Genomic DNA, 22,601 nt, shown 5'->3' on the forward strand with positions numbered 1-22,601 from the left:
AGATTCGAACTGGCATTTCGACGCACCAGGGCCCGGGCCCGGTCGATCCGGCGATGAGCGGCGCATGCTGAGTCTGGAGCAATAGTCTGAGTCTGATCACGGCCCTCGTCAGGAGGGCCGCGGATTCACGACAAGCCTCATCTTCAGCTTCGCGCTCCTCGCGCGCCCCGGCCGTGTTCTGTGGCCGGGGAGTCTGTGGTCCGTCCCGGCTACCCGAAGAGGTAGCCGAAGACGGCGTCGCCGACCCGCTGGTCGGTGACCTCGGCGCCGTTCGCCTCCTCGCGGGCGAACTTGACCGCCTGCTGGAGCTTCTCGACCCGCTCCAGGAGTTCGTTCACCCTGCGGGCCGGCAGCGCCCCGGAGAACTTCACCGTGCTCCAGTACCCGACCGGGATGTCCTCGTAGTACACCTCGACCTGCGCCGGGTGCTTCTCCGTCGCCTCCGCCTTGACGTGGTTGCGCGGGACCTTCTTCGTCCGGACAGTGCGGACGACCTCGGTCTTCCACGCGTCGGTCGACGGGTCCTGCACCCAGGACTCGGCGGCGTCCAGGACGGGCAGCTTGCGCACGAAGGTGTTGATGTCCGTCAGCTGCTTCTCCAGGAAGAGCAGGTACGCGACGGGCACCCGGCCCACCAGGACGCGCCCGTCGACCGTGATGTCGGCGCGCGCCTCGCAGTTGGCCCAGTCCTTGGTGGCGGTCACATCGAACAGCCGGGTGAGCGCCCGCGCGGTGTCGCGCAGCACGTCCTCCGCCTTCACCTGCACCAGCGTGGACTCCGGCGGAAGCTGCTCGCCCTCCTCGTCCTTCGCCTGGTACGTCCGGGAGATGCCGGCGAGCAGCGCGGGCTTCTGCAGCCCGTGGTGCGCCGCCGTCAGGTCCTGGTGCGCCCGGGACTTGACGCCCTTCTCCACTGCGATGATCTGATTGAGTTTCGTTGCCACGTCACGGACCCTAACCGTGCGACCGACTGCGAATCGAACGATTTATCAGGCCAGTTGAGCTTCCGAGGAGCGACCTGTCATGGAGACGGCCCTGATCGCCGTGGTCGGCACCCTGCCGGGCGTGGTGGCCACGCACTGCCGCTGAGGAGCCCGACATGGATCTGGTCGCCCCCGTCGTCGTCGAGCCCCTCAAGCGCCGGCGCTGCTCCGAGTGCCAACAGGGGCCGCTGCGACGGATGATCGTCGAATTCCACGCCCCGGTCTGCCTCGACTGCGCCGACCTCGGGCATCTGGTCTTCCTCGGGCGCGGTGACACGGCGCTCACCCGGCGGGCCCGCGAGGGCAGTGCGCTGTGGGCGGTGGTGGTACGGCACAACCGGCGCCGGACCCGGTACGAACGTCAGGGGCTGCTCGTCGAGGCGGACGCGCTGGCGCGGGCCGAGGAGGCCTGCCTGGCGGACGCGGAGGCGAGGGCGCGTCGGCGGGCGAGGGACGCGGTCCGGCGTGCGGAGCGGGACGCGCGGGTCACGGCGGAGCTGGAGGCCGAGATCCTGCGGCTGTTCCCGCGCTGCCCCGGGGAACGGGCCGCGGAGATCGCGGCCCACGCCTCGCAGAAGGGCAGCGGCCGGGTGGGGCGCACGGCGGCGGGGCGGGCGCTGGACCGGGACGCGGTCACGGCCGCGGTGCGGGCGTCCGTACGGCATGTCGACACCGCGTACGACGCGCTGCTCATGCGGGGCGTTCCCCGCCACCAGGCCCGGGCGAGGGTCGCGCCCGCCATCGAGGCGGTGCTCCGGGCCTGGCGTCGTGCGTGAGGGTTCAGGACCGTCCTACGGATCGTGGCGACGGTCCCTGTCCCCTCGGTCCGCCCGCCGGTGCGCCCGGGCCGGTCGGTCTGGCCGGGGGCCGGTCCGGCGGCCGGACCTGCCGGGCGCGGGGCGGGAAGTCTGTCCCGTCCTCAGACGTCCGTGCCCGCGCGGCGGGAGCGGCGGTAGAGCAGCGCGCCACCGAGCAGCAGGGCGGCGCTCGCCGGGGCGGCGTAACCGACCAGGTCCGAGCCCGTGCTGGCCAGCGAGACGGAGCTGGTCCGCGGCGCGGGGGCCGGGGCCGGCTCGTCGGTGTCCGTGCTGGGCAGCGGCGGAATGTTCCGGGGCTCCGTCGGCTTCGGCTCCACGCCCGGGCCCTCCGGATTCGAGGGGCCGTTGACCGAGGTGTTCCCGAAGGCCGGGTTGCCGATGCCGACGACGTTGACGGAGTTGCCGCTGACGTTCACCGGCAGGTCGACCGGCAGCTGGATGCCGTTGCCGGAGAGGACGCCGGGCGAGTTGGCGGCGACGCCCTCGGCCGTGGCTCCCCCGCCGTTGCCGCTGGACGCGCTGCCGCCGCGCGGGGTGGCGGGCAGGTCCTTGTGCTTCCCGCCCTCGCCGCCACGGTCGCTGGAGCCCTGGCCGCCGGTCGGGCCGTCGTGGTTCGCGCAGCTGTTGCCGAACGAGGGGTTGAGCAGTCCGACGACGTTGACGGTGTTGCCGCAGACGTTGACGGGGGCGTGCACCGGCAGCTGCACGGTGTTGCCGGAGACCGCGCCCGGCGAACCGACCGCGGCGCCCTGGGCACCGGAGTCGGCGTGCGCGGCGCCGGCGGAGAGCGCGAGCGCGCCACCCGTGACCATCAGTGTGGCCAGTCCACTACGGCGAATCTGCCTCATGGTTCCTGCCTTCCGGAGGTGTAGACGAGCATTCGCCCGTACCGCAATTAACGCGATTCCACCCCGCTCGGATCAGGCCGAAGGGCTCTTTCACTCCTTCGAGTGGGTATGACTCGAACGTTCGTGGGCAGCCTTCCTGGCCGCTTCCCCCTGTGCTTCTCCCTGACCTGCGGAGGGGGCCCGGGCCCACCCTCGCCGGGTGCGGTCGGACCGGGCCGCCGGTGCGCCCGGCGTCACTGGCCCAGCAGGTCGGTCAGGGCGCCGACCGGGTCGGGGTCGGGGGTGCCGCGGGGCCACCAGTCCTCGCGGTCGGCGTCCGATTCGTAGCCGTACCAGAGCCCGTCCCGGCCGAAACGGAGCTGGAGGGAGCGCGTCGACAGGCGGTTCCGCCAGGGCCGGAAGGCGGGCTGGTCGGCGGCGAGCAGGGCGGGGCGGGCCCGGTCGAAGGGGCCGGCGGGCGGGTCCCAGGGCTCCTCGAGGACCAGGAGGCCGGCTAGTCCGCCCTGGCGCCAGGCGGCGACCGCGCGCGCCAGGTCGGTGGGGGTCCGGTCGAGCGCGTACGCCAGGTCGCGGTAGAGCGCCCGGGTCGACGCGGTGAGCCCGGAGCCGGGGTGCGCGGCGGCGAGCCGGACGGCGTCCTGCCAGGGGGTGAGGGCGGCGACGGGGTCGTGGCCCGTCATCAGGAACGCGTGGGCGCGGACGGCGGCCTCCGAGGCGAGCAGGTCGAGCGCGAGGGGGTCGGGGGCGTCCGGGTCCGGCGGGTGGACGGGCGGGCGGCCCGGCTGTGCGGGGGCGGGCAGCGGCGGGGGCAGCGGCGGCAGCGGCCGGGGCACGGTGTCGTCGGCGGTCGGGGCGAGGACCGCGCGGGCGGGGACGGTCGCCAGGGCGGGCGCGGCGGCGCTGGTCTCGGCGGCGGAGCGGGCCGCGTTACGCCGGGTCAGGGCGGCGAGAATCTCCTGTTCGCCGCGGCCGCGCATCAGGAAGAGGACGAAGGGGTCCTCGTCGAGCAGGCGCGCTGCTTGGTAGCAGAGGGCGGCGGCGTGCTTGCAGGGGAAGCCGTCGTCGGGGCAGGAGCAGTCGGGGATCAGGTCGCCGGGGGCGGGCAGCAGACCGGTGACGGCCTCCAGGGCGTGCGGGACGTCCTTGTCGAGCAGGGCGGCGATGTGGTCCGGCCGGGCGGCCGCCTTGTCGAGGAACCGCTCCCAGTCGTCGTCGCCGAGGGTGCGCAGCCGGATCTCCGAGCGGTACGGGCGGGGTCGGCTGCCGTGGACGTAGGCGACGACCCGGCCCGGGGTGACCGTGATGGCGTCGACATGTCCGCGCCGCGCGTACGCCTGACCGCGGGCGAGGCGCGCCGCGTCGAGGGCGGTGTCCTCCAGGGCGTCCACCCAGGCGTTGCCCCACCAGGTGGCGGCGAACCGACCGTCCGGTGCCTCCCGGGGGGCGAGCTGGGGGAACGTACGACGACGGTCGTCGTGGCGCGGGAGACCGGGGCGGCCGCCCGGGGCCGGACGGGGAGTCATGACGGCCTCCTCAGCGAGACCAGGTCCGCCAGTTCACGGTCGGTCAGTTCGGTCAGGGCCGCCTCGCCGGAGCCGAGGACGGCGTCGGCGAGGGCCTGCTTGGCGCGGAGCATCTCGGCGATGCGGTCCTCGACGGTGCCTTCGGCGATGAGCCGGTGGACCTGGACCGGCTGGGTCTGTCCGATGCGGTACGCCCGGTCGGTGGCCTGCTCCTCGACCGCCGGGTTCCACCAGCGGTCGAAGTGGACGACATGACCGGCCCTGGTCAGGTTGAGTCCGGTGCCCGCGGCCTTCAGGGAGAGGAGGAAGACGGGCACCTCGCCGGACTGGAAGCGGTCGACCATCCGCTCGCGTTCGGCGACGGGCGTTCCGCCGTGCAGCAGCTGGGCCGGGATCGCGCGGGCGGCCAGGTGGTCGGCGAGGAGCCGGGCCATGGAGACGTACTGGGTGAAGACCAGGACGGAGCCGTCCTCGGTGAGGATCGTGTCGAGGAGTTCGTCGAGCAGGGCGAGCTTTCCCGACCGGCCGGCGAGCCGGGCCGTGCCGCCGCCCTTCGGGCTCTGCTCCTTGAGGTACTGCGCGGGGTGGTTGCAGATCTGCTTGAGGGAGGTGAGGAGCTTCATGACGAGTCCGCGGCGCGCGATCCCCTCGGCCTCCTCGATCCGGGCCATCGTCTCCCGTACCACCGCTTCGTAGAGCGAGGCCTGCTCGCGGGTGAGGGGAACGGGGTGGTCGGACTCGGTCTTGGGCGGCAGCTCGGGGACGATGCCCGGGTCGGACTTGCGGCGGCGCAGCAGGAAGGGCCGGACCAGTCGGGCGAGCCGCTCGACGGCCTCGTCGTTCTCGATCTCCTCGCTGTTCTCCACGGCGCGGGCGTGGCGGGAGCGGAAGGCCTTGAGGGGGCCGAGGAGTCCGGGGGTGGTCCAGTCGAGGAGGGCCCACAGCTCGGAGAGGTTGTTCTCCACGGGGGTGCCGGTGAGGGCGACCCTGGCCGGTGAGGGAATCGTGCGCAGGGCCTTGGCGGTCGCGGAGAACGGGTTCTTCACGTGCTGGGCCTCGTCGGCGACGACCATGCCCCAGTCGTGCTCGGCGAGATGGGCGGCGCTGGTACGCAGGGTGCCGTAGGTGGTGAGGACGAAGCCGCCGTCGACGCCGTCCAGGGAGCGGTCGGCGCCGTGAAAGCGGCGCACCGGCACCCCGGGGGCGAACCGCTCGACCTCCCGCTGCCAGTTGCCGAGCAGGGAGGCGGGACAGACGACGAGGGTGGGCGCGCGGCGGGCCCGGCGCAGGTGGAGGGCGATCAGGGTGACGGTCTTGCCGAGGCCCATGTCGTCGGCGAGGCAGCCGCCGAGGCCGAGCGAGGTCATCAGGTCGAGCCAGGCCAGGCCCCGCAGCTGGTAGTCGCGCAGGGTGGCGTCGAGCCCCGGGGGCGGGTCGGCGGCCTCGGGGCCGGCGGTGAGCCGGTCCCGCAGGGTCGCGAGCGCGCCGACGGGGACGGCGGGGACGGTCTCGCCGTCCACCTCCGCGGTGCCGCTGAGGGCGACGGCGAGGGCGTCGACGGGCTCCAGCAGACCGAGTTCCCGCTTGCGGGCCTTGCGGACGAGGTCGGGGTCGACGACGACCCACTGGTCGCGCAGGCGCACGATGGGCCGGTGGGATTCGGCCAGGGCGTCCATCTCGCGCTCGCTGAGCGGGTCGCCGTCCAGGGCGAGCTGCCAGTTGAAGCGGAGGAGTTCCTCGCTGTCGAAGAAGGCCGTGCCGTCGGTGGCGGAGCCGGGGGCGGACATCGCCGGCCGGACGACGGCGGCGGCGCTGAGCGAGCGGGCCAGCTCGCGGGGCCAGTGGACGGCGACGCCGGCATCGGCGAGGCGGGCGGCCGCGGGGCCGAGAAGTTCGTACAGCTCGTCCTCGGTCAGCGCAAGCACGTCGGGCACGTCGCGCTCCAAGAGCCTGCCGAGCGGTGTCCAGACGCGGGCCGCCCGGCGCACGGCGAGGAGGGCGTCGATCCGGGCGCGCGGGCCGAAGTGCTCGTCGCCCTCACCCTCCCAGAGTGCGGCGGCGTCGATGACGAGGGTCGGGTCGGCGAGGCTGTGCACCTGGAGGAGGGCCGCTGCGGCGTGCCGTTCGTCGCCGCCTTCCTCGGCGATGTCGAACAGTTCGTACCCCGCGAGGTCGAGGCGGAGGGAGACGCGGACGTCGGCGTCCATGCCGGCCGCCGCCTCGGCCGCCCAGGCCCGCGCGCGGGGCAGGTGCTGGGGCTCGCGCGCGGCGAACGGCGCACCCGCCGCGTGGGCCGCGGCGGGGGTGCGAGGCAGGGTGTCGGCGACGGCGTCGAGGAAGGCCCGCACCAGCGCCTCGGGCTCGGGTACCCGGAGCGGGCCGCGGCCGGGGACGGGCACGGCGTGGGCTTCGTACGGCATGGCGGCGGCGACCGCCCGCAGATGGGCGATGTCGTCGGCGTCCAGCGGCCCCGCCCGCCAGGCGTCGAGGTCGTCGGCGGTCAGACCGGGCAGCAGCCGACCCCGCGCCGTGAGGTGCAGGGCGTGCAGAGCGGCGGCGCCCCAGCAGGCGGTGGCCGGGTGGGCGCCCGGGTGCCGTCGGGCCGCGACCAGATGGGGCAGCGCCTCGGCGACGGGCAGGATCAGGGCGGGCACCGTGCGTCCGCGGGCACCGGCGCCGTGGCGGCGCACGACGGTGAGCGAGCCCGCCGGGGACGCCCCGGACGGCTCCGGGGCCGGGAGGTCGGGCAGGGCGCCGCCGTCGGGCGCCCAGAAGGCGACGCGGCCCTCGCGGGGCAGGGCGGCCGGGAGGAAGACGGCGGCGTACGTGTGCAGGGTGTGGGTCACGGCGCTGGTCACCTCCCGTTCCGGCTCGGATTCCGACTGGACTTCCGACCTTACGGGTGGGGTCTGACAACGACCTCCCCCGCCGCTTCGCCCGGGCGGCCCAACAGCGTGTGACAGCCGCTCCGACAGGGGGCATGGTGACGTGGAACAGGCTGCGGACCGGGTCTGCCGCCTTCGCCCGACAGACGAGGATCCGCCATGTCCGTTCACCGGCGTCTCGGCACCGCCGCCGGGGCCGCGCTCCTGACTCTCGCCGTCGCGGGCTGCTCCGGCCTCGGCCGCTCGGCGGTCGGGACGATCACGTACGAGACCTCGAACGAGGTCGTGGTCTCCGTGACGAGCCCCTCGGTCAAGGGCTGTCACCGGCTCGCGCCGGCCGGTGCGACGAGGATCGAGAACCGCTCGCTCGTCGACATCATCATGTACACGACGCCCCGCTGCCGGGGCGGGAACGGCGTCTACGTCGCCTCCCGCTCGGGGGACTCGATCGTCCCCGGCGCCCTGCCCTGGCGGAGCTACAGCCTCGTCCACTAGGCATGGCCCGGCGGGTCCGCCGGGCCGCCCGCCTCAGGCGCGGCGGCGGAGGACCAGGGCGAGCAGTTCCGCGTTGTGCCGGCGGCGCGTCCAGGCGATCGCGACGAGGGGCACGGCGAAGAGGAGCGGCGTCAGCGCGTACTCGCCGTCGAAGACGGTCAGCTGCGTGACGAACGCCCCGGCCATCAGGCCCGTGAGCGCGATCGCCGAGGCGCTCGACAGGATCGGGATCACCAGCGCGATCGCTCCGGCCAGTTCCAGCGCGCCGACCGTGTACATCAGCCAGTCGCCCCAGCCGATGGCGTCGAAGGACTCGGCGGCGGACCAGTGTCCGACGAGCTTCGGCGCGGCGCTGGGGATGGCGAAGGCGAGCGCGAGAAGGATCTGCAGCGCTCGCACGGTGAGGTCGAGGCGGCGTCCGGGGCGTCGGACCGCGTGGGTGTCGGGGGTCGTGGCGGCGTCCGTGGTCGCGGTGGCGGCGGCGGTCGGGGTGGTGGTCATGGTGCGTCTCCTCGTGTCGGCGTCGCGTCCGCTCTCGCGTGCGCTGTCACAGAGGTAGACGGTCCGGACGCCGGGAACTCATCGCTCTCCCGGCGTCCGAATCACTGTTTCCTCAAGGCGACTTGGGGCGCGCCCGCACCCATGTGCCGTCGTCCGTCAGGGTCGCGTCGACGACGAGTCCGGCCTCGCCCAGATACCGCTCGAAGTCCTCCGCGGCGAGCGGTCGGGACAGGAACGTCTGGGTCCAGCGGGCGTCCGGGAAGAGGTACTCGGCCAGGACCGAGTTGACGCCGTCGCCGACCGGCCGGGCCGACACGATCCGTACCGTGCAGCCGGCGGCGTCGGTCCGCTCGCGCGGGACTTCGCGGTGCCAGTTCTCGCCCTCGCGCTGGATCAGCACACACCCGTCGTCCTTCACGTGGCGTCTGCAGGTCTCCAGGAGCGCCTGCCGCACACCGTGATCGGCCGTGTGGACGAGGTACGACGCGAGCATCACCACGTCGAACCGTCTGCCGAGGTCCAGCGCCTCGATGGGGCCGAGCGCGGTCTCCACCCCCGGCACCCGCTCGCGGACGGCGTCCAGCATCTCCGCCGACTCGTCGACCGCGGTGACCGCGAAGCCCCGTTCGACGAGCGGGCTCGTCACCCGCCCCGCTCCGCAGCCCAGTTCGAGCAGGGTCGCGCCGTGCGGCACGGCCGCCGCGATCACGTCCGGTTCGTTCCCGACCGCGAGCCGGCGGTACAGCTCGACGGCACATCCGTCCGGGGTGATCGCCCCGGCTCCCGTTCCTTGATGTCCTTCACGCATCGGTCCCCTCATGCCCGGAGAACGGGGCGCCGCGGACCGGCGTTCCCCCGACGGGCGCATGAGACCGGATATCGCTCGTACGAGTGAACGAACGACGTACGAGGGGCCGCCCGGCCCTCGCGTGCGGCCCGCCCGGCCTCTCCCGCCCCGGCCCGTTCACAGGAGCCTGTGGCGGGTAGACCGTCAGTAGACGTACCGCCTCTCGACGGGAGGTGCGACCGTCATGCGCACCGGAAGTGAGCCGTCGACCGCGCGCAGTCCGCTGCGGATGCGGTTCTGGCTGAGCCTGTGGGGTCTGCTCTGGGCGGGCTTCGGAACGGCGGCGTTCGCCCTGGTCGGGCGGCCCGGATGGGCCGTCGCCTGCGGGGTGCTCTTTCTGGTGGTCCTCATCGACCTGGTGATGGTCGTACGCCATATCCGGCAGGGCCCGCACTGGCAGCCGGGGCGCGACGTCCCGCCGTACGAACCGGATCACGGCGGCCCGCGGCCGCGGAGCGCTCCGCGCCGTGACCACGGCGACACGCGGCGCTGACCGGGCAACCCGGCGCGTACCGCGGGGAGAGGGGCAGGGCCGCCGCGCTCAGTCCTCGGTGCCGAAGCGGGCGGCCTGGAGGTACTCCGGCTTCGGGTCGAGGGCGGCCGCGAGCCGGAAGTGACGGGTGGCCTGGTCGGGGCGGCCCGAGCGCTGGAAGGTGCGGGCCAGCGCGAAGTGCGCGAAGGCGTTGTCGGGCTCCCGCTCCAGGACCAGTTCGAATTCGAGCTCCGCGGGCCGCAGTTGCGCGGCGGCGAAGAAGGCACGGGCCCGCAACAGGCGCGCGGCGGTGTTCTCGGGATGGGCGGCGATCACCGAGTCGAGCAGCTTCACGGCACCGCGGGGGTCGCGCGCGGCGAGCAGCTGCTCGGCGGCGCGAAAGTCGATGACGTGGGTTTCCGGGTTCCTCTCGGCCACGGTGACATCCTTCCCCTTGCTCCGGCGGTTCAACATCGGGCACGGCGGCGGTATTCCGTATCGCATGACGATCCGACCGCCGCGCCTCGCGCGATCCTTACCCACCCGGGGCCGCCACCGATCGGTCCCGGCCCCCTGCGGCCGGCCGCACACCCCTTGCCGGGCCCGGCCGGGCGGACTTTCGAACCCGGGCCTAGTGTTCGTCGGCCGCGGCTCGCCGGACGAGTTCGGCCCAGACCTTCCGGACCTGCGGTTCGAGCGCCTCCAGCGGGCCGTCGTTGTCGATGATGAGATCCGCGACGGCCCGCCGCTGGGCACGGGTGGCCTGGGCGGACATCCGGGCCCGCGCCTCGGGCTCGGCCATGCCTCGCAGGCGTACGAGCCGGTCGAGCTGGGTCTCGGGGGACGCGTCCACGACCACGACGAGGTCGTACAGCGGGGCGAGCCCGTTCTCGGTGAGGAGGGGGACATCGTGGACGACCACGTCATCCGGTCCTGCCTCCCCCTCCAGCTCTGCGGAGCGGGCCCCGACGAGCGGGTGGACGATGGCGTTGAGGGCGGCCAGCCGGTCGGAGTCGGCGAAGACGATCGACCCCAGCTTCGGCCGGTCCAGGGTGCCCTCGTCCGTGAGGATCCCGGGGCCGAACGTCTCCACGACGGCCGCGAGGCCGGGGGTCCCGGGCTCGACGACCTCGCGGGCGATCCGGTCGGCGTCGATCAGCACGGCGCCGTACGAGACGAACAGCCGCGACACTTCACTCTTGCCGGCGCCGATACCGCCGGTCAGGCCCACCTTCAGCATGAGCGGCAGCTTAGGACCCCGGGTCGGCCCCTGCCCGGCGGGGGCCGGATTCCGCTGTCGCGGAAGGACGGCGGCCCCCCTACGCGTCGCCCTCGCGCTCCGCGAGGAAGCGCTCGAACTCGCGGCCGATCTCGTCGGCCGAGGGCAGGTCGACCGGCTCGGCGACCAGGCTGCCGCGGGTCTCCGCGCCCGCCATGGCGTCGTACTGGTGCTCCAGGCCCTGGACCAGGGACACCAGCTCGTCGTCGCCCTCGCCGATCTGGCGGTCGATCTCGGTCTGGGTCCGCCGGGCCTCCGTGCGCAGCGCGTGGGCCACCCCGGGCAGGACGAGCCCGGTGGCGGCCGTGACGGCCTCCAGGGCGGTCAGCGCGGCATCGGGGTAGGAGGCGCGGGCCACGTAGTGCGGGACGTGGGCGGCGATGCCGAGGGTGTCGTGGCCGGATTCCGACAGCCGGTACTCGATGAGCGCCTCGGCGCTGCCGGGCACCTGGGCCTCGTCGAAGGGACTGCGGTGGCCCGGCACGAGGTCGGTACGGCTGCCGTGCGGGGTGAGGCCGACGGGGCGGGTGTGCGGAACCCCCATCGGAATGCCGTGGAAATTGACCGCGAGCCGCACCCCGAGGCGCTCCACGATCTGGCGGACGGCGGCGGCGAACCGCTCCCACTCCACGTCCGGTTCGGGGCCGGAGAGCACCAGGAAGGGCGCGCCGGTGGCGTCCTGCACCAGGCGGACCTCGATGGACGGCGTCTCGTACGCGGTCCAGCGGTCGCGGCGGAAGGTGAGCAGCGGTCGCCGAGCGCGGTAGTCCACAAGGCGGTCGTGGTCGAAACGGGCGACCAGCTGATGCGGAAGCGTGTCGAGCAGACCCTCGACGATCTGCTCACCGGTCTCACCCGCGTCGATGTACCCGTCGAAGTGGTACAGCATGACCAGCCCGGCCGACTCCTGCGCCAGGGCCATGTCCACCACGGCCAAGCCCTTCTGGTCCCACTCGTACAAAGCCTGGGGATCAAGCACGATTACCGCTCCTCCTCGCGTTCTTCAGGAAAACACCTTCCGGAGCGGCGCCATTCCCCCGCGGCGGGTGTTTCGATCTCCGATCCCCCACCCCCAACCGGACCCCTGGTCCAGACCTTGACATGCCCATGGACCATCCCTACCGTCACGATGCAGCACCGCGTTCAGCCAGCCGTTCGTCGTACACATACGAGAACCCTGTCCCGGGCGACCGTTTCCGCGACTCCACGCACCCCACGCATCCACGGGAAGGCACCCCCATGCGCACCCGAACGCTGCTCCTCCCCCTGCTCCCCGCCCTGCTCGCCGTCCCTCTCCTCGCCCCTCCGGCCACCGCCGCCACCATCGACGTCTCCACCGCCGCACAGCTGAAGACGGCGCTCGGCAACGCCAGGCCCGGCGACACGATCCGGCTCGCCGACGGGACGTACACCGGGAACTTCAAGGCCACCACCCCCGGGACCTCGACCGCACGGATCACCCTCACCGGGTCCTCGCGCGCGGTGCTCACCGCCGGCGGCGGCTACGGGCTGCACCTCAACGGTGCCTCGTACTGGACCGTCACGGGGCTGACCGTGACCGGCGGCCAGAAGGGGATCATGACCGACGCGGCGAACGGCGTGATCATCGACGGGGTGACCGTGCACGGCCTCGACATGGAGGGCGTGCACTTCCGCGCGTCGAGCAGGAACGGCGTCATCAGGAACTCCCGGATCTACGACACGGGCAACGACGGGCGCGGCATGGGCGAGGGGGTCTACGTCGGCTCCGCCAACAACCTCTCCGACAAGAGCGACCACGCGCAGATCATCGGCAACACCATCGGCCCGGATGTCGGCGGAGAGGCCGTCGACATCAAGGAGGGCACCACCGGCGCCAGGATCACCGGCAACACCTTCGACGGCCGGGGTCTCACCGGCGCCCACTTCGACGACTCCTGGGTCGATGTGAAGGGCAACGACGTGCTGGTCGAGAACAACACCGGCCGCCACACCACCGACAACGGCTACGAGACCCACACGCAGCAGAGCGGCTGGGGCTGCGGGACGGTCTTCCGGGGCAACCGTTCGGATCTGACGGGGGCGACCGGCCCCAAGCAGTTGGCGATCAACGTCACCAACCAGAGCACCTCCTGCCGGACGACGGTCTACGGCTCGAACACGGTGACCGGAGGGAAGGGGCTGACGAACATCCCCGTCACCCCCTGACGGCCGCGAACCGACCGATCCGCGACGCCCCAGGACGCCCCAGACCGTGAAACGCCACAAGGCCCGCTCCCCCGAAGGGGAACGGGCCTTGTCGGTTCAGCCTGTCAGCTGGTGGTCAGAGCGTTCAGCTCTGGCCGCCGGCCAGCTTCTCGCGCAGGGCCGCAAGGGCCTCGTCCGACGCCAGGGCGCCGGAGGTGTCGTCCGACTCCGAGGAGTAGGAGCCACCCGAGACGCCCGCCGGGGCACCGGCCGGAGCGGCGGTGCCACCCTCGGCAGCGGCGGCCTCGTCGGCCTCGCGGGACTTGATGACCTGAGCCTGGTGCTGCTCGAAGCGCTGCTGCGCCTCGGCGTACTGGGTCTCCCAGGCCTCACGCTGGGTCTCGTAGCCCTCGAGCCAGTCGTTGGTCTCGGGGTCGAAGCCCTCGGGGTAGATGTAGTTGCCCTGGTCGTCGTAGGACGCGGCCATGCCGTACAGGGTCGGGTCGAACTCGACCGAGGCCGGGTCGGCACCGAAGGACTCGTTGGCCTGCTTCAGCGAGAGGCTGATGCGACGACGCTCGAGGTCGATGTCGATGACCTTGACGAAGATCTCGTCGTTGACCTGGACGACCTGCTCCGGGATCTCCACGTGGCGCTCGGCCAGCTCGGAGATGTGGACCAGACCCTCGATGCCCTCGTCCACGCGGACGAACGCACCGAACGGAACCAGCTTGGTGACCTTGCCGGGAACGACCTGGCCGATCTGGTGCGTCCGGGCGAACTGCTGCCACGGGTCCTCCTGCGTCGCCTTCAGCGACAGGGAGACACGCTCGCGGTCCATGTCCACGTCGAGAACCTCGACGGTGACCTCCTGGCCGACCTCGACAACCTCGGAGGGGTGGTCGATGTGCTTCCAGGACAGCTCGGAGACGTGCACCAGGCCGTCGACGCCACCCAGGTCCACGAAGGCACCGAAGTTGACGATCGAGGACACGACGCCGGAGCGGACCTGACCCTTCTGGAGGGTCGTGAGGAAGGTCTGGCGGACCTCCGACTGGGTCTGCTCGAGCCAGGCGCGGCGGGACAGGACCACGTTGTTGCGGTTCTTGTCCAGCTCGATGATCTTCGCCTCGAGCTCCTTGCCCACGTAGGGCTGGAGGTCGCGGACGCGGCGCATCTCGACCAGGGAGGCCGGGAGGAAGCCGCGGAGGCCGATGTCGAGGATGAGACCACCCTTGACGACCTCGATGACGGTACCGGTGACGATGCCGTCCTCTTCCTTGATCTTCTCGATGGTGCCCCAGGCGCGCTCGTACTGGGCACGCTTCTTCGAGAGGATCAGGCGGCCTTCCTTGTCCTCCTTCTGGAGAACAAGGGCTTCGATCTCGTCGCCGACCTTGACGACCTCGTTCGGGTCGACGTCGTGCTTGATCGAGAGCTCGCGGCTCGGGATGACACCTTCGGTCTTGTAACCGATGTCGAGCAGGACCTCGTCCCGGTCGACCTTCACGATGACGCCGTCGACGATGTCGCCGTCGTTGAAGTACTTGATCGTCTCGTCGATCGCGGCGAGGAAGGCTTCCTCGTTACCGATGTCGTTGACCGCAACCTGCGGGGTGGTGGCGGTGGTCTCGGTGCTGCTCGTCATGTGGGAAAGGGCTCCGGTTACGGACAGAAAGTCGTAGGTACTGCTACGCCGTGAGCCCGTATCGCACCAAGAAGCCGGACAGCCAATGAAGCGCCGATCCGCGAACGGTAGGCGCCTCGAAAACCGAGGGGACATACAACAGGTACGAGCGCGGCCTGCTCCGTCTGAGGCGCGCAGGCCCGCAGCGCAACCTTTAGCATACGGAAGCAGCCGGACAGGGTCAATGCGCGAAGCGCGCACCCGGGGCGGATCGCCGCATAACCGGCACAACTCAGGCCACCCACGGCCGTCCTGGCCACGGGGGCCGCAGCCGCGCTGAGCGCAAACTACATCGACGGGCGAGATGAACCAAGAGTACGGACCGCGGGACGAGGACGGCTTCGAGCCGGAGGCCACCCGGCGTGACGCCGGGGACGCGGAGAGCAGCCGGGCGAGTCGCGGCTGGTGGGACAGGAACGCCGACGAGTACCAGAACGATCACGGGGCGTTCCTCGGGGACGACCGGTTCGTCTGGGGGCCCGAGGGGCTCGACGAGGCCGAGGCGGCGCTGCTGGGGCCGGCCGGGTCGCTGAAGGGCCGGGATGTACTAGAGATCGGCGCGGGCGCGGCGCAGTGCTCGCGCTGGCTGGCGCGGCAGGGCGCCCGGGCGGTCGCGCTGGACCTCTCTCACCGCCAGCTGCAGCACGCCCTGCGGATCGGCGCGGACGTGCCGCTGGTCGAGGCGGACGCCGGCGCGCTGCCGTTCCGGGACGGCTCCTTCGACCTGGCGTGCTCGGCGTACGGCGCGGTCCCCTTCGTGTCGGATCCGGTACGGGTCTTCCGCGAGGTGCGCCGGGTGCTGCGTCCCGGCGGGCGGTGGGTGTTCTCGGTGACCCACCCGATCCGCTGGGCCTTCCCGGACGAGCCGGGGCCCGAGGGCCTGTCCGTCGCGGCCTCCTACTTCGACCGCACTCCCTATGTCGAGCAGGACGACGAGGGTCGGGCCGTTTATGTGGAGCACCACCGGACGATCGGGGACCGGGTGCGGGACGTGGTGGCGGGCGGCTTCCGCCTGGTGGACCTGGTCGAGCCGGAGTGGCCGGCGTGGAACGACCAGGAGTGGGGCGGCTGGTCCCCGCTGAGGGGCAACCTGATCCCGGGGACGGCGATCTTCGTCTGCGAGCGGGACTGACGTTCGTCGTCCCACCGGCCCGGGCTGGGCAGCGGGCGTGGCGAGCCGGCCGGGCGGGGGTGCCGGCGGCCCTGACTGGTCATATGAACAGACAGGCCCTGTGGACAGCCGCGCCCGCCGTCGGCGGCGACGTACGAGACTGAGTGCGTGATCCGAAACGACGCACTCGACCGACTCCCCGTCCGCCATGCCGTCCCCGAGCTGCTGAGCGCGCTCGACGAGCGCGGCACGGCGGTGCTGTTCGCGCCTCCCGGCACGGGCAAGACGACGCTGGTGCCGCTGGCGCTGGCCGGGCTCATAGGGGACGGGCCGCGGCGGCGGGTGCTGGTGGCCGAACCGCGCAGGATGGCGGTGCGGGCGGCGGCCCGGCGGATGGCGTGGCTCCTCGGACAGGAGGTCGGCGAGGCCGTCGGCTTCTCCGTCCGGGGCGAACGCCGGGCCGGGCCGGCCACCCGGGTCGAGGTGGTGACGACGGGCGTCCTGCTCCAGCGGCTCCAGCGGGATCCCGAACTGTCCGGGGTGGACGTCGTGCTGCTCGACGAGTGCCATGAGCGCCACCTGGACGCCGACACGGCGATGGCCTTCCTGGTCGACGTCCGGGCGACGCTGCGGCCGGAGCTGGGTCTGATCGCGGCTTCGGCGACCAGCGACGCCGAGGCGTGGGCGGAGCTCCTCACCGTCCTCGACGGTTCCGGTCCTGCCCCGATCGTGTGGGCGAAGGGAGAGGGGCACGGCCATGCCGTCCGGTTCGCCGCGCCGCCGGCCGGCGTCCGGCCCTCCCATGGCACCTGGGTGGATGCCGCTCTCCTGCGCCATGTGGCGGCGACGGTCCGGCAGGCGTGCGCGCACCACGAAGGCGACGTTCTCTGCTTCCTTCCCGGCACGGGAGAGATCGCCCGGACGGCGGGGATGCTGGCGGACCTCGACGCCGAGGTGCTCCAGCTACACGGGCGGGCCCCGGCGGCGGTGCAGGACGCGGTGCTCCGCGGGACCGAGCCCGGTGGGCGGCGCCGGGTGATCCTCGCGACCTCGGTGGCGGAGTCCAGCCTGACCGTGCCGGGGGTACGGATCGTCGTCGACTCCGGCCTGGCGCGGGAGCCGCGAACGGACCACGCCCGGGGACTCGGGTCGCTCACCACGGTGCCGGTCTCGATCGCGGGGGCGACGCAGCGCGCGGGCCGCGCCGGCCGGGAGGCCTTCGGGGTCGTGTACCGGTGCTGGGCGGAGGCGGACGACGGGCGCCGGTCCCGTTTCCCCTCCCCCGAGATCGAGATAGCGGATCTGGCCTCGTTCGCCTTGCGCACGGCCTGCTGGGGCGATCCGTCGGCGGCCGGGCTCGCCCTCCTGGACGCTCCGCCCGCCGGCGCGATGGCGGCCGCCCGTTCCGTGCTGACGGCGATCGGCGCGGTGGACGAGGAGGGGCACGCGACGGATCGGGGTGTACGGATGTCCCGGCCCGGGGTGCACCCCCGGCTGGCACGGGCCCTCCTGGACGGTGCCCCCGTGGTCGGTCGCAGGCGGGCGGCCGAGGTGGTGGCGCTGCTGAGCGAGGAGCCTCCCCGGGAGTACGGCGACGATCTGGCGGCGGCCTGGCGGACGGCCCGTCGGGGCGGCGACGGGTACGGGGCGCGTTGGAAGGCGGAGGCGCGGCGCCTGGAGCGGTCGGCCGACGCGGCGGGGGGCCCGGGCGGGGCGGGGGGCCCGGGCGCGGCGGACGGTCCGGGCAGGGCGGACGGTCCGGCCGGGTCGGACGGTCCGGGTGGGGAAAGCCAGCGGGTCCCCGGCGGGGTCGGGGACGATGCGGCGGCCGGGTGGGTGACGGCGCTGGCGTTCCCCGAGCGGATGGCCCGGGCGCGGCAGGGCAGCGGGTTCCTGATGGTGTCGGGGACGGGCGCGGAGCTCGCGGCGGGGTCGGGGCTGCGGACGGCCCCCTGGCTGGCCGTCGCCGTCGCGGACCGGACGGCGCAGAACGCCACGGCGCGGGTGCGGCTGGCGGCGGTGGTCGACGAGGACGTGGCGCGGGCGGCCGCCGGGCACCTGCTCACCTCCGGTGAGGAGGTCCGGTGGGAGGAGGGGGACGTGGTCGCGCGGTCGGTGTCCCGGCTGGGGGCCGTCGAGCTGACGGCGCGCCCGCTCAGGGACCGGGCCGCCCCCGGGGCGGTGCGGGCGGCGCTCCTCGACGGTCTGCGGCGGGAGGGGCTGGGGCTGCTGCGGTGGAACCGGGAGTCGGAGGAGCTGCGCGGGCGGCTCGGTTTCCTCCACCGGGTGCGGGGCGAGCCGTGGCCGGACGTCGCGGACGGGGCGCTTCTGGACCGGGCGGAGGAGTGGCTGGAGCCCGAGCTGTCCCGGGCGCGCCGGCGGGCCGATCTCGGGCGGATCGACGCCGGTCAGGGGCTGACGCGGCTGCTGCCGTGGGCGACGGGCGAGGCGGCCCGGCTGGACGAGCTGGCGCCCGAGCGGATCGAGGTGCCGAGCGGTTCGCGGATACGCGTCGACTACGCCGGTGAGCAGCCGGTGCTGGCGGTGAAGGTGCAGGAGATGTTCGGGCTCGCCGAGACGCCCCGGGTGGCGGGGGTTCCGGTCCTGGTCCATCTCCTCTCCCCCGCGGGACGTCCGGCGGCGGTCACCGCCGATCTGGCCTCGTTCTGGAAGGAGGGGTACCGCGCGGTGCGGGCGGAGCTGCGCGGCCGCTATCCGAAGCATCCGTGGCCGGAGGACCCGGGGGCGGCGGCGCCGACCCGGCACACCAGCGCCCGGCTCAGACGGGAGCGGTGACGGCCGGCGGCGCGGGGGCGGGTCCGGCGTGCGGGCGGCGGGAGCGGGCCTCGAGCCAGAGGGCGAGGGCGAAGAGGGCGAGGCCCAGGACGACGAAGGTCCACGGGAGGTAGGAGACGAGCAGCAGGACCATGAGGCGGTTGGACTCGACCAGCTCGACGATGGCGGTGATGTAGTCCTCGCGCATCTTCACATGGCCCTCGAAGACCGTGACGGTGTCCTGTCCCATCAGCGCCCGGGCGTTGCGGAGCTCCTCCTTGTGGATCTCCTCGCCGTTAACGGGGGCTCCGGTGACCGGGTCGACCCAGAACATGCGCTGGGTGGTGTACCAGCGAGTGAGGCCTGAGTCGGCGAGGATCTCGGGGGTGATGCCCTTGACCGGCATGGTCTTGGGCATGGGGACCTTGGTCCAGGGGATGGTCTGCTCGAAGTAGTAGACCTCCAGGCCGCGGAAGGTACGGGTGCCCCGGTAGTGGATGGGGGCCGAGGTGCGGGTCTGGGCGTCGAAGTACTGGTAGTCCCGCTTCTCGGTGAGGAAGGGCCATTTGAACTCGATGCCTTCGCGCCGGACGGGGTCGCCGTCGACCATCTCGCCGGTGGCGTGCACCGGGTCCTGGGTGTGGGCGTCGAAGATGTACCGCTCGGGGATCCGGGACACCATGGCGCCGTCCGGTCCGGTGATGTAGGAGAGCGAGTCCCAGACGACCACGTCCCGGCCGGCGTCGCGCTCGATCTTCTTCGACTCCTCCACGTTGCCCTTGAGGGTCTGGATGATCGTGATCTTCTCGATCTTCTCGGCCTTGAGCGTGGAGTAGTTGAGGAGGGTGGCCGGCTTCGCCTCCAGGACGGTCTCCTGGTACTGGTTCGGCGGGATCTTGGCCAGCCGGGGGAAGGCGTACCACCGCAGGGTGGGGGCCATCGCGACGAGGAAGACGGCGAAGGAGAGCAGGACGAGGCTCGCTCGGCGGCGCATGGAAGGGCTCCTCTCCTACTTCTTGGGGCCGGGGTCGGCGGTGAGGAGGGGGCGGGGGGAGGTGGGGCCGTCGGGCGGCACCTCGACCACCGCGAGGAGCAGGATGAGGAGGAGGACGGGGACCAGCCCGAGGGCTGCGGCGACGAGGGCGCGCATGGTCGGCCTCCCGGTGCTCGAACTGATGCGGCGTCAGGGCTGGGGCACCGTAGCAACGCGGCCGCGAGATGAGAACACGTTGCACTCAGAACACGGGAACACCCCGCCCACGCCACCGGACACGGCGCCGCCCCTGCGCCCGGGGTGGGCGGAGGGGCGGCGTCGGGACGTGCGTGCGGACGGGGTCCGTGCGGTCAGGAGGTGGAGCTGGGCTTCGGCTGCGGCGTGCCGTCGGGTGAGGTCGACGGGGACGGGGCGGGCTCCGGGGCCGGGGCTGTCACCTTGAGCTCGACGAGGACGGTGCCGCCGCCGGGCGCGGTCAGGCGGAGCAGGAAGGTGCCCGCCTCACCGTCCGCGTAGAGGTCCGGGAGGGTCAGCAGACCGTTCTCGTCCGTCTTCAGGCCGGTGAGCGTCCGCACGGGGGCGCCGTTCGCGTCCTTGAAGTGGGGGCCCTTGCCGGCCGGCTCGGTGTCGGTCGCCGAGGCGACCATGGTGGCGGTGAGGGCGACCGAAGCCGCGGGGGCGCCGTCGAGGGTGGCCTTGACGAGCACCCGGTCGGCGAACCGCTCGCCGGTGGTCGCGGTCAGCTCCTTGGCGTCGCTGCGGACCAGGGTGTCGGCCTGGCGGGCGGTGACGGTGGCGTCGAACGCGACGGCCGCGAGGGTCCGGCCCACGACCGTGGCCCGCACGGTGAACGTGCCCAGCTGCTCGCCCGCCCGCAGGAGCGGGGTGACCGCCGTGCCGGTGGAGTTCGTCCTGAGCGTGACGCTCTTGACCACACCGCCGAAGTTGGCGCCGGTGGTGCCGGTGATCTCGAAGCGGACGTCGAGCCCGGCGACCGGCTTGCCCGCCGAATCGAGCGCGACGACGGTGGGCCGGCCGGTGAAGACGCCGCCGGCGGTCGCCGTCAGCGTGCCGGTGCCGGCGTCCTTGATGCGCACCACCCGGACCGTCGCCGGCGGAGTGGGGGGCGGGGTGGTCGGCTTGGTGCCCGGCGTCGGGGTCGGCTTCGGGGTGACCGGCGGCTTCGACGGGGACGGGGAGGGCGAGGGCGTCGCGGGCTTCGTCGGCGTCACCCGCGCCGGCGTCGTGCCGCCGGAAGTGCTGTCGCTGCGGTCGTTCGGCAGCACGCCCGTGCCGTCGGGGACCTGGTGGGTGCCGCGCTTGTAGTACTCGAACCAGGAGAGCACCGTGTGGAGGTACTCGGTCGACCGGTTGTAGCTGAGGATCGCGCGGTCCAGGTCGGCCTTCACCGCGAGGTCGCGGTTGTTGGCGCAGAGGTAGAGACCGGCCGCCTGGGCGGCGTCGTAGATGTTGTTGGGGTCCTTGCGGCCGTCGCCGTTGGCGTCCTGGCCCCAGGTGGCCCACGTGGAGGGGATGAACTGCATGGGGCCGACCGCGCGGTCGTGGCTCGTGTCGCCGTCGTACGCGCCGTTGTCGGTGTCCGAGATGTTGGCGAACCCGGCGCCGTTGAGCTGGGGGCCGAGGATCGGCGAGAGCGTGGTGCCGTTGGCGTCCACCCGGCCGCCTCGGGCCTGACCGGACTCGACCTTGCCGATTCCGGCGAGCAGCTGCCACGGCAGGTGGCACGCGGCGTCGCTGGAGCGTATGGACTCCTCCGCGCGCTTGTACGCGGCCAGCACGGTCGCGGGTATGCCGGCCTCGGCCGGGCCGGTGACGATCGGCAGGTCGACGGAAGTGCCGGGCTTGTTCGGGGTGTTGAGCGGCGGGAGGTCGGTGTAGTACGGCGACTGGCCGGTGGCCGAGTCGTCGGGGGGCGTGGTCGCGCCTCCGGTGCCGATCGACTCGCCGCTCGCGTTGTCGGTGGGGGGCGGTGCCATGCCGGGTGCCTGCGAAGCGGCCAGCGCCGCGACCGCAGCGGCCACCACGGCCCCGCTGGTGGCTCCCCTGCGCAGCCGACGGCCGAGTTGCGCTGCCATGCGTATGGTCCCTCCCCCTTGAGTACTCGCGCTCCCCGCGCGTGGACTCAGGAGACCCTATGACAACTCCGGGTCTCCGGGCACCGGGGCCTGACCGTGTTTCACGCTTTCGTCACCACTTGGCCGCCCCCGCGTCCGACGAAATCACTCCCGCATACTGTGCGGACCGTCGAAGGGGGAGATCGATGCCGTTCACCTTGAGTCATGCCGCCGCCGTCCTGCCCGGGATCCGAAGAGACGGGGCGGGGCGTGGCCGGCTGGTGGCGTCGGCGCTCGTGGCGGGGTCGTTCGCGCCCGACATGACCTATTTCGCGGCCACGGCGGTCCCGGAGGCGATGGAGTTCGGGGACATCACCCACGGGCCGCTGGGGATCCTGACCGCCGATGTACTGATCGCCGCCCTGCTGGTCGCGGTCTGGCTGATGGTGCGCGAGCCGCTCATGGCCCTGCTGCCGGCCGGCCGCCGGGCGGGGGTGTACGCCTTCGTGCGGGGCCGGCCGTGGCGGGGCCGCCGACCGGTGCCGCTGGCCGCGTGGTTCTACGTGTCCGCGGCCCTGGGGGCGTCGACCCACGTGGTGTGGGACTCCTTCACCCACATCGACCGCTGGGGCACCCGCGCGATCCCGTTCCTCGGGGAGGTCGTGGCCGGCTTCCCGGTCTACACGTACACGCAGTACGGCAGTTCGGCCTTGGCGCTGGTGCTGCTGGTGTGGTTCGCGGTGCGCGCGGTGCGCACGCCACGCGAGGAGTTCACGACGCCGACGCCGATCCCGGGGGTCCCGGTGCTCGACCGGCGCGGCCGGTGGCTGGCGGCCGCCCTGATCGGCGGATGCGTCCTCGCCGGGATCGTGCACCGCTGCCTGCGCTGGTACGCCTACTGGGGCCGCGTCGAGACGCCGCTGGACATCATTCCGACCGCCTGCTTCGGCGGCGGCGCGGGGCTCGCCCTCGGCCTGGTGGTATACGCGGCGGTGATGAGGCTGCGGGCGGCATCCGGGCCGGCCCGGCCGGCGGCGCGGGAGCCCGAGCCAGTGCGCTCCCCCGAGGGGACCGCCGATCGCGGGGCCTGACCAGGCGGACACCTGACCGGGAGGAAACGGGGCCAGGCTGAAATCTGCCGG

Annotated in this window: 20 protein-coding genes; 7 read left to right on the forward strand and 13 right to left on the reverse strand. The window is 73.0% G+C overall.

All coding sequences use genetic code 11. The features are described from left to right. Positions 1 to 209 precede the first annotated feature (209 nt). Positions 210 to 944, reverse strand: a complete 735-nt coding sequence (locus ACFZBD_RS18370) for a hypothetical protein (protein WP_391140622.1) — start codon at positions 942 to 944, stop codon at positions 210 to 212. Positions 945 to 1,099: 155 nt separating this feature from the next. Between ACFZBD_RS18370 and ACFZBD_RS18375 the strand changes: the two genes are divergently transcribed. Further along, on the forward strand, positions 1,100 to 1,759 hold the full coding sequence (locus ACFZBD_RS18375; protein ID WP_391140623.1) for a DUF2293 domain-containing protein: 660 nt from the start codon (positions 1,100 to 1,102) through the stop codon (positions 1,757 to 1,759). Between the two features lie 143 nt (positions 1,760 to 1,902). Here ACFZBD_RS18375 and ACFZBD_RS18380 read toward each other — a convergent pair whose 3' ends face one another. The 3 genes from ACFZBD_RS18380 to ACFZBD_RS18390 form a co-directional block, all read right to left on the reverse strand. Beyond that, positions 1,903 to 2,649 (reverse strand): chaplin family protein, encoded by a 747-nt coding sequence (locus ACFZBD_RS18380; RefSeq protein ID WP_391140624.1) that lies wholly within the window; start codon positions 2,647 to 2,649, stop codon positions 1,903 to 1,905. Between the two features lie 233 nt (positions 2,650 to 2,882). After that, positions 2,883 to 4,172 (reverse strand): SWIM zinc finger family protein, encoded by a 1,290-nt coding sequence (locus ACFZBD_RS18385; RefSeq protein WP_391140625.1) that lies wholly within the window; start codon positions 4,170 to 4,172, stop codon positions 2,883 to 2,885. After that, on the reverse strand, positions 4,169 to 7,018 hold the full coding sequence (locus tag ACFZBD_RS18390; protein WP_391140626.1) for an SNF2-related protein: 2,850 nt from the start codon (positions 7,016 to 7,018) through the stop codon (positions 4,169 to 4,171). Before ACFZBD_RS18390 ends, ACFZBD_RS18385 begins: the two co-directional genes overlap by 4 nt. A 198-nt stretch (positions 7,019 to 7,216) precedes the next feature. Between ACFZBD_RS18390 and ACFZBD_RS18395 the strand changes: the two genes are divergently transcribed. Next, on the forward strand, positions 7,217 to 7,552 hold the full coding sequence (locus tag ACFZBD_RS18395) for a hypothetical protein (RefSeq protein ID WP_391140627.1): 336 nt from the start codon (positions 7,217 to 7,219) through the stop codon (positions 7,550 to 7,552). Between the two features lie 33 nt (positions 7,553 to 7,585). Here ACFZBD_RS18395 and ACFZBD_RS18400 read toward each other — a convergent pair whose 3' ends face one another. Together ACFZBD_RS18400 and ACFZBD_RS18405 are read right to left on the reverse strand one after the other, a co-directional pair. Beyond that, entirely contained in the window at positions 7,586 to 8,053 is a 468-nt protein-coding gene (locus ACFZBD_RS18400; protein ID WP_391140628.1) for a DoxX family protein, read from the reverse strand. A 112-nt stretch (positions 8,054 to 8,165) separates the two neighbouring features. Then, positions 8,166 to 8,861 (reverse strand): methyltransferase domain-containing protein, encoded by a 696-nt coding sequence (locus ACFZBD_RS18405; RefSeq protein WP_391140629.1) that lies wholly within the window; start codon positions 8,859 to 8,861, stop codon positions 8,166 to 8,168. Positions 8,862 to 9,084: 223 nt separating this feature from the next. Between ACFZBD_RS18405 and ACFZBD_RS18410 the strand changes: the two genes are divergently transcribed. Continuing rightward, positions 9,085 to 9,393: a DUF6343 family protein gene (locus tag ACFZBD_RS18410; protein ID WP_391140630.1), complete on the forward strand. Its 309-nt coding sequence runs from the start codon at positions 9,085 to 9,087 to the stop codon at positions 9,391 to 9,393. A gap of 48 nt (positions 9,394 to 9,441) precedes the next feature. On the opposite strand, the gene ACFZBD_RS18415 is transcribed toward ACFZBD_RS18410, so the two are convergent. The 3 genes from ACFZBD_RS18415 to ACFZBD_RS18425 all read right to left on the reverse strand — a co-directional run bounded on the left by ACFZBD_RS18415 (position 9,442) and on the right by ACFZBD_RS18425 (position 11,630). Continuing rightward, a complete protein-coding gene (locus tag ACFZBD_RS18415; protein WP_376445837.1) occupies positions 9,442 to 9,810 on the reverse strand; it encodes a tetratricopeptide repeat protein in 369 nt (122 codons plus the stop codon). 193 nt (positions 9,811 to 10,003) lie between these two features. Next, positions 10,004 to 10,612 (reverse strand): dephospho-CoA kinase, encoded by a 609-nt coding sequence (coaE, locus tag ACFZBD_RS18420; RefSeq protein ID WP_391140631.1) that lies wholly within the window; start codon positions 10,610 to 10,612, stop codon positions 10,004 to 10,006. Positions 10,613 to 10,691: 79 nt separating this feature from the next. Next, positions 10,692 to 11,630 (reverse strand): PAC2 family protein, encoded by a 939-nt coding sequence (locus ACFZBD_RS18425; protein ID WP_391140632.1) that lies wholly within the window; start codon positions 11,628 to 11,630, stop codon positions 10,692 to 10,694. Between the two features lie 260 nt (positions 11,631 to 11,890). On the opposite strand from ACFZBD_RS18425, the gene ACFZBD_RS18430 reads away from it, so the two are divergent. Then, positions 11,891 to 12,838, forward strand: a complete 948-nt coding sequence (locus tag ACFZBD_RS18430; RefSeq protein WP_391140633.1) for a right-handed parallel beta-helix repeat-containing protein — start codon at positions 11,891 to 11,893, stop codon at positions 12,836 to 12,838. A gap of 124 nt (positions 12,839 to 12,962) precedes the next feature. Here ACFZBD_RS18430 and rpsA read toward each other — a convergent pair whose 3' ends face one another. Next, positions 12,963 to 14,465: a 30S ribosomal protein S1 gene (gene rpsA, locus ACFZBD_RS18435; RefSeq protein ID WP_391140634.1), complete on the reverse strand. Its 1,503-nt coding sequence runs from the start codon at positions 14,463 to 14,465 to the stop codon at positions 12,963 to 12,965. Positions 14,466 to 14,808: 343 nt separating this feature from the next. Here rpsA and ACFZBD_RS18440 point away from each other — a divergent pair, with 343 nt between their 5' ends. Next, positions 14,809 to 15,636 (forward strand): methyltransferase domain-containing protein, encoded by an 828-nt coding sequence (locus ACFZBD_RS18440; protein WP_391140635.1) that lies wholly within the window; start codon positions 14,809 to 14,811, stop codon positions 15,634 to 15,636. A gap of 147 nt (positions 15,637 to 15,783) precedes the next feature. Continuing rightward, the gene (locus tag ACFZBD_RS18445; protein ID WP_391140636.1) at positions 15,784 to 18,411 is read left to right on the forward strand and encodes an ATP-dependent helicase C-terminal domain-containing protein; all 2,628 of its coding nucleotides are present in this window, start codon (positions 15,784 to 15,786) and stop codon (positions 18,409 to 18,411) included. On the opposite strand, the gene ACFZBD_RS18450 is transcribed toward ACFZBD_RS18445, so the two are convergent. The 3 genes from ACFZBD_RS18450 to ACFZBD_RS18460 form a co-directional block, all read right to left on the reverse strand. Beyond that, positions 18,395 to 19,384, reverse strand: coding sequence for a porin PorA family protein (locus ACFZBD_RS18450; RefSeq protein WP_391140637.1), 990 nt, complete (start codon positions 19,382 to 19,384; stop codon positions 18,395 to 18,397). The genes ACFZBD_RS18445 and ACFZBD_RS18450 overlap by 17 nt on opposite strands. A gap of 15 nt (positions 19,385 to 19,399) precedes the next feature. Then, positions 19,400 to 19,540: an SPW_0924 family protein gene (locus tag ACFZBD_RS18455; RefSeq protein WP_391140638.1), complete on the reverse strand. Its 141-nt coding sequence runs from the start codon at positions 19,538 to 19,540 to the stop codon at positions 19,400 to 19,402. A gap of 194 nt (positions 19,541 to 19,734) precedes the next feature. After that, positions 19,735 to 21,480: a lytic murein transglycosylase gene (locus ACFZBD_RS18460; RefSeq protein ID WP_391140639.1), complete on the reverse strand. Its 1,746-nt coding sequence runs from the start codon at positions 21,478 to 21,480 to the stop codon at positions 19,735 to 19,737. Between the two features lie 185 nt (positions 21,481 to 21,665). Here ACFZBD_RS18460 and ACFZBD_RS18465 point away from each other — a divergent pair, with 185 nt between their 5' ends. Beyond that, positions 21,666 to 22,550: a DUF4184 family protein gene (locus tag ACFZBD_RS18465; protein WP_391140640.1), complete on the forward strand. Its 885-nt coding sequence runs from the start codon at positions 21,666 to 21,668 to the stop codon at positions 22,548 to 22,550. Positions 22,551 to 22,601: the final 51 nt, after the last annotated feature.

Source organism: Streptomyces sp. NPDC008121 (genome assembly GCF_042957155.1).
Taxonomy (GTDB): domain Bacteria; phylum Actinomycetota; class Actinomycetes; order Streptomycetales; family Streptomycetaceae; genus Streptomyces.

Coding starts and splice junctions, on each gene's coding strand:
- ACFZBD_RS18375 (WP_391140623.1), top strand. CDS start 1,100: ATGGATCTGGTCGCCCCCGTCGTCGTCGAGCCCCTCAAGCGCCGGCGC.
- ACFZBD_RS18380 (WP_391140624.1), bottom strand. CDS start 2,649: ATGAGGCAGATTCGCCGTAGTGGACTGGCCACACTGATGGTCACGGGT.
- ACFZBD_RS18385 (WP_391140625.1), bottom strand. CDS start 4,172: ATGACTCCCCGTCCGGCCCCGGGCGGCCGCCCCGGTCTCCCGCGCCAC.
- ACFZBD_RS18395 (WP_391140627.1), top strand. CDS start 7,217: ATGTCCGTTCACCGGCGTCTCGGCACCGCCGCCGGGGCCGCGCTCCTG.
- ACFZBD_RS18400 (WP_391140628.1), bottom strand. CDS start 8,053: ATGACCACCACCCCGACCGCCGCCGCCACCGCGACCACGGACGCCGCC.
- ACFZBD_RS18405 (WP_391140629.1), bottom strand. CDS start 8,861: ATGCGTGAAGGACATCAAGGAACGGGAGCCGGGGCGATCACCCCGGAC.
- ACFZBD_RS18410 (WP_391140630.1), top strand. CDS start 9,085: ATGCGCACCGGAAGTGAGCCGTCGACCGCGCGCAGTCCGCTGCGGATG.
- coaE (WP_391140631.1), bottom strand. CDS start 10,612: ATGCTGAAGGTGGGCCTGACCGGCGGTATCGGCGCCGGCAAGAGTGAA.
- ACFZBD_RS18430 (WP_391140633.1), top strand. CDS start 11,891: ATGCGCACCCGAACGCTGCTCCTCCCCCTGCTCCCCGCCCTGCTCGCC.
- rpsA (WP_391140634.1), bottom strand. CDS start 14,465: ATGACGAGCAGCACCGAGACCACCGCCACCACCCCGCAGGTTGCGGTC.
- ACFZBD_RS18440 (WP_391140635.1), top strand. CDS start 14,809: ATGAACCAAGAGTACGGACCGCGGGACGAGGACGGCTTCGAGCCGGAG.
- ACFZBD_RS18450 (WP_391140637.1), bottom strand. CDS start 19,384: ATGCGCCGCCGAGCGAGCCTCGTCCTGCTCTCCTTCGCCGTCTTCCTC.
- ACFZBD_RS18455 (WP_391140638.1), bottom strand. CDS start 19,540: ATGCGCGCCCTCGTCGCCGCAGCCCTCGGGCTGGTCCCCGTCCTCCTC.
- ACFZBD_RS18460 (WP_391140639.1), bottom strand. CDS start 21,480: ATGGCAGCGCAACTCGGCCGTCGGCTGCGCAGGGGAGCCACCAGCGGG.
- ACFZBD_RS18465 (WP_391140640.1), top strand. CDS start 21,666: ATGCCGTTCACCTTGAGTCATGCCGCCGCCGTCCTGCCCGGGATCCGA.